General features: G+C 42.1%; 12 protein-coding genes and 1 pseudogene. 7 read left to right on the forward strand and 6 right to left on the reverse strand.

Annotated elements, in window-relative coordinates:
* On the forward strand, nucleotides 1-185 hold a 185-nt coding region (locus tag EWV66_RS14630), incomplete at its 5' end, for a hypothetical protein (RefSeq protein ID WP_287109098.1).
* Here the strand turns inward: EWV66_RS14630 and EWV66_RS14635 are convergent.
* Both EWV66_RS14635 and EWV66_RS14640 read right to left on the reverse strand, forming a co-directional pair.
* Nucleotides 153-1,034: pseudogene (locus EWV66_RS14635) on the reverse strand (prohibitin family protein). The gene EWV66_RS14630 and the pseudogene EWV66_RS14635 overlap by 33 nt on opposite strands.
* A gap of 340 nt (nucleotides 1,035-1,374) precedes the next feature.
* Nucleotides 1,375-2,598, reverse strand: coding sequence for a methionine gamma-lyase family protein (locus EWV66_RS14640; protein ID WP_287109096.1), 1,224 nt, complete (start codon nucleotides 2,596-2,598; stop codon nucleotides 1,375-1,377).
* Between the two features lie 119 nt (nucleotides 2,599-2,717).
* On the opposite strand from EWV66_RS14640, the gene EWV66_RS14645 reads away from it, so the two are divergent.
* The 4 genes from EWV66_RS14645 (at nucleotide 2,718) to EWV66_RS14660 (ending at nucleotide 7,872) form a co-directional block, all read left to right on the forward strand.
* On the forward strand, nucleotides 2,718-3,551 hold the full coding sequence (locus tag EWV66_RS14645; RefSeq protein WP_002748596.1) for an acyl-CoA desaturase: 834 nt from the start codon (nucleotides 2,718-2,720) through the stop codon (nucleotides 3,549-3,551).
* A 484-nt stretch (nucleotides 3,552-4,035) separates the two neighbouring features.
* On the forward strand, nucleotides 4,036-5,208 hold the full coding sequence (gene dxr / locus EWV66_RS14650) for a 1-deoxy-D-xylulose-5-phosphate reductoisomerase (RefSeq protein WP_002763350.1): 1,173 nt from the start codon (nucleotides 4,036-4,038) through the stop codon (nucleotides 5,206-5,208).
* A 681-nt stretch (nucleotides 5,209-5,889) separates the two neighbouring features.
* A complete protein-coding gene (gene proA / locus EWV66_RS14655; RefSeq protein ID WP_002763352.1) occupies nucleotides 5,890-7,185 on the forward strand; it encodes a glutamate-5-semialdehyde dehydrogenase in 1,296 nt (431 codons plus the stop codon).
* A 15-nt stretch (nucleotides 7,186-7,200) separates the two neighbouring features.
* Nucleotides 7,201-7,872, forward strand: a complete 672-nt coding sequence (locus EWV66_RS14660; RefSeq protein WP_002763354.1) for a riboflavin synthase — start codon at nucleotides 7,201-7,203, stop codon at nucleotides 7,870-7,872.
* A 62-nt stretch (nucleotides 7,873-7,934) separates the two neighbouring features.
* Here the strand turns inward: EWV66_RS14660 and EWV66_RS14665 are convergent, their stop codons facing one another.
* Complete coding sequence (locus tag EWV66_RS14665) at nucleotides 7,935-8,405, reverse strand: PIN domain-containing protein (RefSeq protein WP_002763355.1); 471 nt, start codon at nucleotides 8,403-8,405, stop codon at nucleotides 7,935-7,937.
* Entirely contained in the window at nucleotides 8,405-9,592 is a 1,188-nt protein-coding gene (locus EWV66_RS14670; RefSeq protein ID WP_287109093.1) for an ImmA/IrrE family metallo-endopeptidase, read from the reverse strand. Before EWV66_RS14670 ends, EWV66_RS14665 begins: the two co-directional genes overlap by 1 nt.
* A gap of 243 nt (nucleotides 9,593-9,835) precedes the next feature.
* On the opposite strand from EWV66_RS14670, the gene ahcY reads away from it, so the two are divergent.
* Together ahcY and EWV66_RS14680 are read left to right on the forward strand one after the other, a co-directional pair.
* Nucleotides 9,836-11,113, forward strand: a complete 1,278-nt coding sequence (gene ahcY, locus EWV66_RS14675) for an adenosylhomocysteinase (protein ID WP_002795864.1) — start codon at nucleotides 9,836-9,838, stop codon at nucleotides 11,111-11,113.
* A 257-nt stretch (nucleotides 11,114-11,370) separates the two neighbouring features.
* A complete protein-coding gene (locus EWV66_RS14680) occupies nucleotides 11,371-11,976 on the forward strand; it encodes a DedA family protein (RefSeq protein ID WP_002769621.1) in 606 nt (201 codons plus the stop codon).
* Between the two features lie 197 nt (nucleotides 11,977-12,173).
* On the opposite strand, the gene EWV66_RS14685 is transcribed toward EWV66_RS14680, so the two are convergent.
* Together EWV66_RS14685 and EWV66_RS14690 are read right to left on the reverse strand one after the other, a co-directional pair.
* Nucleotides 12,174-12,398 (reverse strand): hypothetical protein, encoded by a 225-nt coding sequence (locus EWV66_RS14685; RefSeq protein ID WP_002763361.1) that lies wholly within the window; start codon nucleotides 12,396-12,398, stop codon nucleotides 12,174-12,176.
* A 387-nt stretch (nucleotides 12,399-12,785) separates the two neighbouring features.
* Nucleotides 12,786-13,004 carry a hypothetical protein gene (locus EWV66_RS14690; RefSeq protein ID WP_043999501.1) on the reverse strand — a complete coding sequence of 73 codons (219 nt, stop codon included), beginning with the start codon at nucleotides 13,002-13,004 and terminating at the stop codon, nucleotides 12,786-12,788.
* Nucleotides 13,005-13,202: the final 198 nt, after the last annotated feature.

The raw sequence follows: 13,202 nt of genomic DNA on the forward strand, positions 1-13,202 counted from the left end.
CCAGACAGGAGCCAGAAAAAGATATTTATCAGAAAAGTCATAATCAAGCTAGAGGTTTAAAGACTGATCGGGTTCCAATTATTTTTATTAATAAATATTTTACACAATTCATACCAGGTAAGCAAGAGGGCTACACCACTACTACCGAATCATTACCCGATGTTGATCAGGGGAAGGGAGCCTGAACCACCCATGACGACAGGAAAACGTCCATCCCACTTTTCGATTGCTCGTTGTTGTAAAATTTCTGGTGTTAAGTAGTCATGCAAAATTAATTACCTGCCCGATCGAGCTAAAACCCTTACGGGGCAATGTTCGTCATGTGTAAATAATTTTGCCTAGGTACTTAGGTTTTGGCGCAATAGTTTTTGAGCTTCTGCCTGTCCCTTTGCGCGGTTGATTTCCGCTTTCGCTTCCTGTTCTGCTTGTTGTGCGCGAAAAGCAGCTTCTTGTGCCTTTTGTTCCGCTACTTGTTTGGCTTCAATCGCTGCGTTAAACTCTTCGGAAAAACCAAAATTAACGAGAGATACATCATTGATAATTATCCCATAACGTCTTAATCTTTGGGCGAGGGAAGTGTCAATTTCACGTTTGAGTTCTCCTCGCTCTTGCAAGATATTTTGTACGGGACGTTGTGCTGTTGCCGCTTTGACAATTTCCGATACTGCTGGGTTGATAATACCAGAGACAATCGCATTGATATCCCCAACTTGTTGATAAATCTGATTGACTTTGTCGGGGTCGATGTGCCAGTTAACGATAATAGTTGTTTCCACATCTTGCAAATCTTTAGAAGCTCCTTTTGCCTTTACTTCCGTTGTTTGCACTCGAACGTTGATGGGCTTGATCTTGGTGACAATCGGTATAACGGGATGAATTCCTTCATCGAGGATTTGTTTTTGCACTTTGCCAAAGTACATGACAACGCCGCGTTCACCAGTATCAATAACGGCAAAAGGGCGCAGTATGGTAGTAAAAGCTAATATTAAAATTCCCCCCGCCATTAATGGTATTATATTGCGATTGTAATTCATGACAACTCCTTAGATATTTGATCGGTTTTATCGTACCACTGTTATTATAAGTAAGTAATCTCAATTAATTTTTAGATAGTGGGACAAGCTTCTGGTTCTTTGTATTTTATCTTTAATTGTAATTGGCTACTTAGTTGATGATAGGTGGTGCGTTACTTCAATCATAGTCCATCACACAATCACAGTCGATGATAGGTGGTGCGTTACGAGGGATTGTTACCTTCCAGTCACAGCAGCAATTTTGGCCGTCTAACGTACCCTACGTTTTACTTTTTGTTAACCACAAAGACAGGAAGTTAGGAATTTAACTAGGGGAGAGAAAGAAGGTGAGAGGAACCATTCAAGATAAAGCTGCGATCGCTTGTTCTAGGGCCAGGGAAATATGAGTCCAATGGGTTCCCCCCTGACAAAAAACGATATAGGGTTCCCGTAGGGGTCCATCGGCGGAGAATTCCGAGGTGCTACCATCGATAAACGTGCCACCAGCCATCACTACTTGGCTCTCATAGCCCGGCATTTGGGCAGGAATGGGATCCAAGTAGGAACCGATGGGAGAATAGGCTTGAATGGCTTTACAGAAGGCAATCAGCTTATCGGGGGAACCGAGTTTAATCGCTTGAATAATATCGCGTCGAGGCACAAAAGGAGCGGGATTGACCGGATAACCCAACTTATCGCCCACATAGGCGATTAAATGACTGCCTTTCATCGCTTCTCCCACCATTTGCGGCGCTAGAAACAATCCCTGATAAAGGAGACGATTTTGGTCAAAAGTTGCCCCTCCCTCGCTACCGATCCCCGGTGCTGTCAGACGATAGCAGGCCATTTCCACTAATTCCGCTTTACCTGCTATGTATCCCCCGGCCGTGACGATTGTACCTCCTGGATTTTTAATGAGAGAACCGGCCATCAGATCTGCCCCCACGTCGGTGGGTTCTTGGGTGTTGATAAATTCTCCATAGCAATTATCGACAAAACAGACCGTATTCGGGTTTTGTTGTTTAACTATACGGACAATTCTCTCGATTTCGTCAATAGACAAACTCGATCGCCAGGAATAACCGCAGGATCTTTGAATATGTACTAAACGGGTTTGGGGTTTAACTGCTGTTGCCAAAGCCAACCAATCGATCGCACCGGTAGAATCTAGCTCTAATTGCCGATAACTAACGCCAAAATCCTTTAAAGAGCCTTGACCACTGCCCCTAATCCCAATTACTTCCTCTAGGGTATCGTAGGGCGCACCCGCTACCGCTAACATCTCATCCCCCGGTCGAAGAACCCCATACAAGGCACAGGCGATCGCATGGGTTCCTGAAACAAATTGTACCCGCACCGCCGCCTTTTCGGCCCCCAGGGCTTGGGCGAACACTTGATCTAAAGTATCCCGTCCCAAGTCATCATGACCATAACCACTAACACTAGCAAAATGATGCACTCCGACGCGGTTTTCACGGAAAGCACCGAGGACTTTACGGAGATTTTCCTTGACCTGTGCGTCAATTTCCGAAAAGATGGGGAGTAGGGCCTTTTCTGCCCTGTGGAGTAGAGAGGGGATATCCATCAAACAATAGACTGTGATATTTGTTACTATTTATTAAGCGTCAAAGTTCCCCCTGTGTCAAATCGAGACAGATAAGACAATGATGCTCTGTCTCCTGTTGTTTCCCTTTGGGTTATTCAATGACTGTTGCGACTTCCGAAAAACTGCCCATTGACTGGGTGACTCTCATCTACATGGCTTTTATCCACTTAGTGGCTCTTTTAGCCTTCTTGCCTGGCAATTTTAGCTGGGGTGCTGTGGGAGTGACATTAATTCTCTATTGGATTACTGGGGGTTTAGGAATTACCCTCGGTTTCCATCGTTTGGTTTCCCATCGGAGTTTTAAGACTCCCAAATGGTTAGAATACTTTCTGGTTTTGTGCGGAACCCTCGCTTGTCAGGGGGGTGCGATCGCATGGATAGGTTTACATCGTATTCATCATAAATATTCTGATACTGCTCCCGATCCCCACGATTCTAATAAAGGTTTCTGGTGGAGTCACATGGGTTGGATGTTACACGAAATTCCTGCCGACGAAGAAATTGCCCGTTTTACCCAGGATATCGCCGACGATCCTTTCTATAAATTCTGTCAAAATTATTTTGTTCCTATCCAAATTGTTTTAGGCTTAATTCTCTATGCTATGGGTGGTTGGCCGTTTGTAATTTGGGGAATTTTTGTTCGCTTGGTCTTAGTTTTCCACTCTACTTGGTTTGTCAACAGCGCCACCCACAAATTCGGTTATGTTAGCCATGAATCCCACGATAATTCTAAAAATTGTTGGTGGGTTGCCCTCTTAACTTTCGGTGAAGGTTGGCACAATAATCACCATGCCTATCAGTATTCTGCCCGTCATGGCCTACAATGGTGGGAAGTTGACCTGACTTGGATGACCATCCGTCTGCTGCAAATTCTGGGATTAGCTACTAATATTAAGTTGCCTCCCACCACAGCAACGGCGACAGAAAGTTAGTTTTATCCAGTTGTTAAATTAAATCTAGCCGAACTTATGTTTAAGTTCGGTTATTTTTTCTCCGACTTAACCCAAATCTGACGGCTTTTCCAACGGCACAACTGAGGAATATAGGTACGGCGAATCCTCCCCCAAAAAACGAAATCATTGATAGGATAAACTTGATTATTTCCCCCTCTGTCGAACATTGACTGGGGAAAGCACAACTCATCCCAAGAGCGAAGGATAACCAACCAAAAAAGAAAAAACACAGGGGAAATAAGAGGCAAAAAACCAGACCCCCCGCTAGACAGCCTAATCCATTGGCCTTTCTATTCGATTTCTTCTCCGTCACCATCTCTATCGCTAACTTTTTCTAACCAATAGCATAAAAAGGTCAAACTATCAACTTTTTTAACAAATATTTAATATTTACTCTAATGTGCCAGAAAGACCCCAGAGAACGTATATTTAAAGCTAATCCCCAAATTATAGTAAGTTTCTAATGAAAAAAATCTCGATTTTAGGCTCTACAGGCTCGATCGGAACTCAAACTCTCGATATTGTCACCGATCATCCCGATAAGTTTCAAGTGGTGGGATTAGCCACGGGTAATAATATTCAACTACTATCGGAGCAAATTCGGCAATTTCGCCCGCAAATCGTGGCGATTAATAACGAAAGTCAACTAGAAGACCTAAAAAGCCTAATTTCCGACCTTGACTATACGCCGATTATCCTAGCAGGAAAGGAAGGAGTAATCGAAGTGGCCCGTTATGGCGATTCCGAAAGCGTCGTCACGGGAATTGTCGGTTGTGCGGGATTGCTGCCGACAATTGCCGCTATTACTGCTGGTAAAGATATTGCGCTCGCTAATAAAGAAACCCTGATTGCTGGCGGTCCAGTGGTGCTGCCTTTGGTGGAAAAACACCGAGTTAAATTATTACCTGCTGACTCGGAACATTCAGCTATTTTTCAATGTTTACAGGGAGTTCCCACCGGGGGATTAAAAAAGATTATTCTCACCGCTTCTGGGGGTGCTTTTCGGGATTTACCGGTGGAAAAATTGCCGCAAGTAACCGTAGCTGATGCCCTCAAACATCCTAACTGGTCGATGGGCAGAAAAATCACCATCGATTCGGCTACTTTGATGAATAAAGGTCTAGAAGTTATCGAAGCTCATTATTTATTTGGTGTCGATTATAATGCGATCGATATTGTTATTCATCCCCAAAGTATTATTCACTCTTTAATTGAGTTACAGGATACCTCAGTTTTAGCCCAGTTAGGCTGGCCCGATATGCGTTTACCCCTGTTATATGCTTTGTCTTGGCCTGAAAGAATTTATACGGATTGGGAACCTTTAAATTTAGTTAAAGCCGGCAGTTTAACCTTCAAAGAACCCGATCATCAAAAATATCCCTGTATGGGATTAGCCTACGCAGCCGGCCGCGCAGGTGGGGCAATGCCAGCAGTATTAAACGCGGCTAATGAACAAGCGGTAGCGTTATTTTTAGAAGAAAAGATTAGCTTCTTAGATATTCCCCGGGTGATCGAAAAAGTTTGCGATCGCTTTGCAATTCATAACACTTCTACCCCTAGCCTAGATGACATTTTAGCCGCCGATAATTGGGCGCGTCAAGAGGTATCTAACTGTCTGATTGCCAATCCGGTCTAGATAGTCTAGATTCTGTAGGGATGTTAACTATAATGTCTCTACAGATATAGGATAGAAAAATCACTAATTTCGGCTATTTTTTCTAGTTAACTAGATTTATGATGATCATGACAAGGGTTGATAAGTAGCTGGTTATAATTAAATTAAAAATGGATTTTAGGTTCGATCCCCCCTGCCCCCCTTGATAAGGGGGGTGCCGATAGGCGGGGGGATCTGATAACTTTTAACGCCTACCTACTTAACCTTCAATAAACCTCTTGACTAATTAATTTTTGAGGGTTCAAAAACGGCAAAAATAAGGATTAAATTGCCTAAAATCCGTAAATAGACCATTTAATTGATTATTATTCATTCTTAATTCTCCTGACTACTGACTCCTAACCCTAACAACAATTTTTGATTTTTACAATGAGGTGTAATGACCCTGAAACTTGATCAAAAATAAGATAAAATAAACAAGATAGCGGTTATTACTTTGGCTCTTCGTTACTTGTTATGGTTCGATAGGGGGGCATAAATCGACTAAATCCTTATCTGGCAAAAGATTTAACTGATTAGCTCGCTCTAGATCAAAAACAATTGACAAAAATCGTCCAATGTCTTTCTCTATAAGGGTTCCATCTCTTATAACCCCCGTCCATTACATAACACAAACCGAAGAACCATTACTTTTAATTTTCTATGGTTACAACTTCTCTATCCCTCCCCGAAATCGCCAGAGAAACCCGTCAAGCGAGTCGTCAACTGGCTATCCTGACTAACGAAGAAAGGAATGAAGCTTTAGAGGCTATTGCTGAGGCTTTAACTGCCAATGCTGATCAGATACTAGAAGCTAATATCGCCGATGTTCAAACTGCCAAAGCGATGCAATTATCTCCGGCTTTATGTGCGCGATTAGAGTTAAGTCCCAGCAAATTAAAAGCCGCTATTGCCGGGGTGCGAGATGTGTCTAAATTAGCAGATCCTTTAGCTACGATGCAAATTAATCGGGAATTAGATCAAGGTTTAATTCTTCGGAGAATAACCTGTCCTTTAGGGGTTTTAGGCGTTATTTTTGAAGCTCGTCCCGATGCTTTAATTCAAATTACCAGTTTAGCGATTAAATCTGGTAATGGCGTTATTTTAAAAGGGGGGAAAGAAGCGATCCGTTCTTGTCAAGCTTTAGTAACAATTATTCATCAGGCATTGAGTCAAACTAAAGTTAATCCAGCAGCGGTACGATTATTAACAACACGAGAAGAAATTCAGGAACTCTTAAAACTCGATCAATACATCGATTTAATTATTCCTAGAGGTTCTAACGAATTTGTTCGTTATATCCAAAATAATACCCGCATTCCTGTCCTCGGTCATGCCGATGGTATCTGTCATCTCTACATCGACAAAGAAGCCGATTTAAGCAAAGCAATTAGAATTACCGTCGATGGCAAAACCCAATATCCTGCCGCTTGTAATACCATTGAAACTTTATTGGTTCATCAAGACATCGCTAGACAATTTTTACCCGCAGTGGCACAAGCATTAGAGGAAAAAAAGGTTAAATTATTGGGAGATGAAGCAACTCGTCAGATGATTAACGTACCATCGGCCACAGAACAGGACTGGCAAACCGAATATAGTGATTTAATTCTGTCAATTAAAATTGTCGATAGTCTGGAATCAGCGATCGAACATATTAATTATTACGGTTCTCGACACACGGAAGGCATTGTCAGCGAAAATTTTAACACGGCCAAAACCTTTAGCGATCGAGTCGATGCCGCCGGAGTTTTTCATAATTGTTCCACCCGATTTGCCGATGGTTTCCGTTACGGTTTTGGGGCCGAAGTGGGTATCAGTACCCAAAAAATGCCTCCCCGTGGTCCGGTGGGATTAGAGGGATTAGTGACCTACAAATATCAATTAGCCGGAGATGGTCATATTGTCGCCGATTATTCTGGGGAAAATGCCCAATCTTTCACTCATAAGGACTTATAGTCGAGAAAAAAGCCGATGTTTACAGGATTAATTCAAGCCTTGGCAACAATCCGGGTCGTGGATACCGATAGACTTTATTTGTCTGTATCCTCTGATACAATTATCCGAGATTTAATGATTGGTGATAGTGTGGCTGTGGATGGGGTTTGTTTGACAGTCGAGGAAATTCTCCCAGAGGGTTTTCTGGCCACCGCTTCCCCGGAAACCCTACAGCGCACTACTTTAGGACGAAGGATTAAAACAGAACCCAACGTTAACCTAGAAACCTCTTTGCGGGTGGGTAGTAAAATCGGCGGTCATTTTGTCACCGGTCATGTGGACGGTATTGGCTGTTTAGTCGAATCGATAATCGTGGCTAATTCGTGGGAAATGACCTTTGCTGCCCCTAGTTCCCTAGAAGAGCAGTGGAATAACTACATAGCTCGTTATATCGTCGGTAAGGGCAGTATAGCTGTTAATGGCATTAGTTTAACCGTGGCCGATTGTGATGCCTCCGGCAGCTGGTTTAAAGTGGCTGTCATCCCCCACACCTACGCCGAAACCAATCTTTCCCATTTAAAATTAGGCGATTGGGTGAATCTAGAAGGGGATATTTTAGGCAAATATGTGGAAAAATTGTTAGGAATGCGCTCTTATCACCCTCCTAGCGAGATTAGCCTAGAATTTCTGGCTGAACATGGTTATTAGTTTTCCAGAAAAAGCCTTTTCAACATATAAATTTATTGGCAATTTATCCATTAATTTTAGTTTTAAAATTGCCAACCTTCTCGCTCCATTAAACCCTGAACATTGGTACAATCGATAGAAAAGTGTTGACAGACGGTGGGGATTTTGGGAGCATTAGGCTTTAAGGCTTCTTCGGTAATTACGCAACCGTCTTTTATCTTGGCACAGGCAATAATAAATGGGTCTGCCACTGGCTTTCCTTGTAATCTGGCTTTTTGAATCACTAAATCCTTAAAGTTTCTTATAGAAAAAATTTCAGGAATAAATAAAGTTTCCTGAGCAGTGGGTGGTAAAAATATTTGTTTATTGGAGTTTATCCAATCTAAAACAAATTGTTTATTATTGCCATATTCTACTTCTTTAAGCACTTCGCGTACTGATTGTAGTTTACCTTCTGACACAATCAAATCGATTTTTTGCCAAACGGTAGGAAAACTTTTGGGAAAATAGTTTCCTAAGACCTTAAAACTACTTGTGTCAAAAATGTAAACCATCAAAACAGTCCTTTGTCTAATAAATATTGTTCAAGTTTTTCCACCGTAGCAACTTTTTTAATGTTTAGATAATCAGCAACACGCTCGATATCGTATTGGCCTTGATAGTATTTCTTGAACACAAGTTTTAGGTAATTTTCTCCCAAATATGTCGCCTGATTAGCATAGTAATCACCTCCAGATTTTTTATTTTTGTCCTGACTTTTTCCCACCTGCTCACTGTACCACTCCCTTACTTTAAGAGTATATTCTTTCTGGGAGATTAAGTTATTATCTAATAGTTTTCGTAAAACTACTTCTCGACTAACCTTATAATCACTGGAAATTTTCGAGATAATTTTATCGTTATCGTTAACGTTAACTATTGTTTCTCTGATTATCTCAGAAAAGACATGATTAGGAAGCAAAAACTCCGCAGCAAATTTATTACAAAATATCTCGATATATTTATTTTCTCCTTGCAAACTATTAATATATCTATCGTCAGACTTAGTAATTCCATTAGTCTGCAAAAGAATATGTGCTAATTCATGAAAAATGGTAAATATTTGTCTAGATTTTTCCGTGCTATTATTAATATAGATGATCGGAAATTCAATATCTATCAAGCAAAATCCCGAAATTTCTCGCTGCTTAAAAGAACGCTTAAAAATAAAAATACCGGCTTCTTCCACGGCACTCCGCCATTTTTTTAAGGCAGTTTCCTGATCATTCCAGGTCAGTTGTTCTTCTAGAGTAACGTTTAAATAATTTCTTATCTGTTCGGCTAATCTCCTTAAATCATCACTAGAACTAACCGCAATATCCTGAAAGATTTTCTTGGTACTAGGATTAATACCATTATTAATTTCCTGTAGCGACAATTGCATCGCTTTTGCTTGTCGTAAAGCATAGATAGTATCGGCGGCCAGGTTTTCGATTTCAAAGTCTGGCAAAGTTCTAAATTCTTGTTTTTCCTCCGCTTCTAGGGGAGGTTCTGGGAAAAAGAATAAAGCGAGAGGACGTTTATATATTTCTGCTAACTTTTCCAATTGACTATAGGCAGGAAAGTCCTCTCCTGACTCCCATTTCTCGATAACAGAAACATCTTTTTTAAACTTGAGTGCCACAGACTCAAGAGAATATCTCGCCCTTTCTCTTGCCCATTGGATTATCTTGGGATTAACGCCTGTCAGTTTCTCGCCCATTAGTCGATCTTATCATCACGAGATAGAGATTTCTAGCTTGATTTAGATCATACAGTAGTTTTATTGTACTATATAATTACCCAAAATAGAGACAATGTACCGAGTTCTGGATAGGTCAGTGAGGGATTGATAACTTTTTCCTATATAAAAAACCGGTGAAAAGCTTGACATTAGCCAAAATCCCCAGACAATGTTAAGTTAAATTAACCAATAGCCGAGGCTTGTATTTAAGGAAAACCCCTTATGGTAGCAACACCAGTTCAACAGAAATACGACATCAAAGATATTAGTTTAGCCCCCATCGGCAAACAGCGCATCGAATGGGCCGGTCGGGAAATGCCCGTTTTGCGTCAATTAGCCGAACGTTACGCCATCGAAAAACCCTTTGCTGGACTGCGTTTAGTCGCTTGCTGCCACGTTACCACCGAAACCGCTAATTTGGCAATCGCACTAAAAGCCGGTGGCGCTGATGCGTTACTAATTGCTAGTAATCCCCTTTCCACCCAAGATGATGTGGCCGCTTGTTTAGTGGCTGATTACGGTATCCCCGTTTATGCAATCAAAGGGGAAGATAACGACACCTATCACCGTCACGTTCAAATCGCCCTCGATCATAAACCCCAGATTATCATCGATGATGGTTGTGATGTGGTAGCCACCCTGGTTAAAGAAAGAAGTCACCAATTACCCGACATTATCGGTACTACCGAGGAAACTACCACCGGTATCGTCCGTTTGCAAGCGATGCTCAAAGCCGGGGTGTTATCCTTCCCCGCAATGAACGTTAACGACGCAGAAACCAAGCATTTCTTTGATAATCGCTACGGTACAGGTCAATCTACCCTTGATGGCATCATTCGCGCCACCAATATCCTCCTCGCCGGTAAAACCGTGGTTGTGGCTGGTTATGGTTGGTGTGGTAAAGGTGTCGCTATGCGGGCCAAAGGTTTAGGCTCTAATGTAATTGTCACCGAAATCAACGCCGTGCGCGCCATTGAAGCGGCGATGGACGGTTTCCGGGTTATGCCCATGGATGAAGCCGCTAAAGAAGGCGATATCTTCATCACCGTTACTGGTAACAAGCACGTTATCCGGGCTGAACATTTTGACCTGATGAAAGATGGGGCGATTGTTTCCAACTCCGGTCACTTTGATATTGAAATCGACCTGCAAGCTTTAGGCGCAAAAGCCGATAATGTTAAGGAAGTTCGCAACTTTACCCAACAATATAGACTAAAAAGCGGTAAATCCGTCGTTGTTATCGGTGAAGGTCGCCTAGTTAACCTCGCGGCCGCCGAAGGTCATCCTAGCGCCGTTATGGATATGAGTTTCGCTAACCAAGCGATCGGTGTAGAATACTTGGTTAAAAATAAAGGTAAATTAGCCCCCGGCATCTACTCAATTCCCTACGAATTAGACCAAGAAATCGCCCGTTTGAAACTGCAAGCCATGGGGATTGAAATCGATACTCTCACCGAAGCCCAATTAGAATATATCAACTCCTGGACTTCCGGAACCTAATATCAGTTATCAGTTATCAGTTATCAGTTTTCAGTCATCAGTTTTTTAGCCGTCAGGAGTCGGTCGTCAGGAGTCGGTCGTCAGGAGATTGCTTTGATTTATTCTTGCCACTCCCCCACTTCCCCACTCCCCCACTTCCCCACTTCCCCACTTCCCCACTTCCCCACTCCCCCACTTCCCCACTTCCCCACTTCCCCACCCCTAACACCCAACCCCCTTTTTTTACTTTTAAACTGTTTTCTAAATCCTAAAAAATTATGACTGAATGGATTACAAATACAATGACTTCTATGGGCTATTTAGGCATAGCCCTATTAATGTTTTTAGAGAATCTTTTTCCTCCCATTCCCTCGGAATTAATTATGCCCCTGGCGGGTTTTACCGTCCATGAGGGACAAATGCAATTTATTCCGGCAGTGGTAGCGGGGATTGTCGGAACCGTAGTCGGAGCGCTACCTTGGTATTATCTCGGTCGGGTTGTGGATGAGGAAAAAATCGAAAAACTAGCCGATAAATACGGCAAATGGATTACCGTTTCCGCTAAAGATATTCAAAAAGCTAATCAATGGTTTAACCGTCACGGTAGTAAAGCGGTTTTACTCTGTCGTTTAGTCCCCGGAGTACGAACTTTGATTTCCCTACCCGCCGGGATGAATCACATGGCGATGATTCCCTTTTTAGTTTACTCCACCATCGGCACGACCCTCTGGGTCGTTTTTTTAACGGCAGCAGGTTACTTTTTAGGGAAAAATTACCCCCTTGTGGAAGAATATCTGGCTCCCGTGTCAAAAATAGCCCTACTTGTCCTGGTTATCTGGTTTATCCTCTGGATTATCCGCAAACGTAACCGCCGGTACGAGTAAATGTTGATGATAGGTGGTGCGTTACGACGGATTGTCACTGGGATTATCCGCAAACGTAACCGTCGGTATGAGTAAATGTTGATGAGAGGTGGTGCGTTACGACGGATTGTCACCTTCCAGTCAGAGCAGCAATTTTTGCCGTCTAACGCACCCTACTGGACTACGTTTTACAGCCGACAACGCTGCAGCAACGGTATCTAATCACGCCGGCTACTCAAGACGGCCGTGATCAGCAAATAGGCCAGCGTCACCCCGATACTGATTTGGAAGGAATAGGGAGCGGCGCGGTATCGATACCAACTAGAAAAAGATTCAAGAATTCTCAGGGTGAACAACACCACCCAATTTAAGGAAAGCATTAGGAGGTAAAAAAACGCCCCGACTCCCAACGACTGCACAAAACGATTTTTTAATAAATCCATAGCCCTAACCAAGTTAACTATAACTCTTGCAAATTAATTATATGTTATAATCATGGTTTAACTAATTTTCTCAAAAAAATTAGCATTACTTTTCTCCATCAATACTAAACACAAGCACGATACTGAAAATGATAGGAATTAGACCTCGACCTAATATAATCTCAAGACTAAAAGTCTTTCTAGTTAAGGAATCTACCCGAATAAAAATTATTTTAATTGCCTCATATTTTTTCAGTAAAATTGAATTAGCAACGATAGATATACATTACAGCCATTGAACTGTTTAGTTAGTACATAAACCGAAAGCAAGCTGTGACTGGGTTATAATTTTTGGAGATGTCTATTGTCGGTAATGCCTCATCCTCAGAAAAGGGAAACTCAACTGTACTAGGCATGAGCAGATGCCCCTTGGTCATCCTGAATCATCTGCATCAGAATGTTTGCAGTTGCCGTTGCGTCGTAGGGGGACAAAATTGGGTACTCTGATGCGGAGAAGATGAATTGTAGTTCAGCGTCTGGGATTTGTGTGGCTAGGACTTTAAAGAGTGATAATTTGTCTGACTGGCTCAGATTGTTGACCAGAGGAATTAACTCAGCGAGTGACATGGTTTAAACTTCTAGAGGTGCGAGAATGAACTCTTAATAAAATCTTAATTGGGGGTATTACCTGGAAAAGTTCGTCTAGAATTGGCTCTTCTGGTTTCTGTGTGGAAACGGGGTCTATACTGATAGTTTCTTCAGCAAAATAGTCCTCAAAGTCTTTCTAGGTAAATATTTCACGATTCTATAAGCAAAAATTATCAC

Origin of the sequence: Microcystis sp. M_OC_Ca_00000000_C217Col, from assembly GCF_007095585.1 — a bacterium.
GTDB lineage: Bacteria > Cyanobacteriota > Cyanobacteriia > Cyanobacteriales > Microcystaceae > Microcystis > Microcystis panniformis.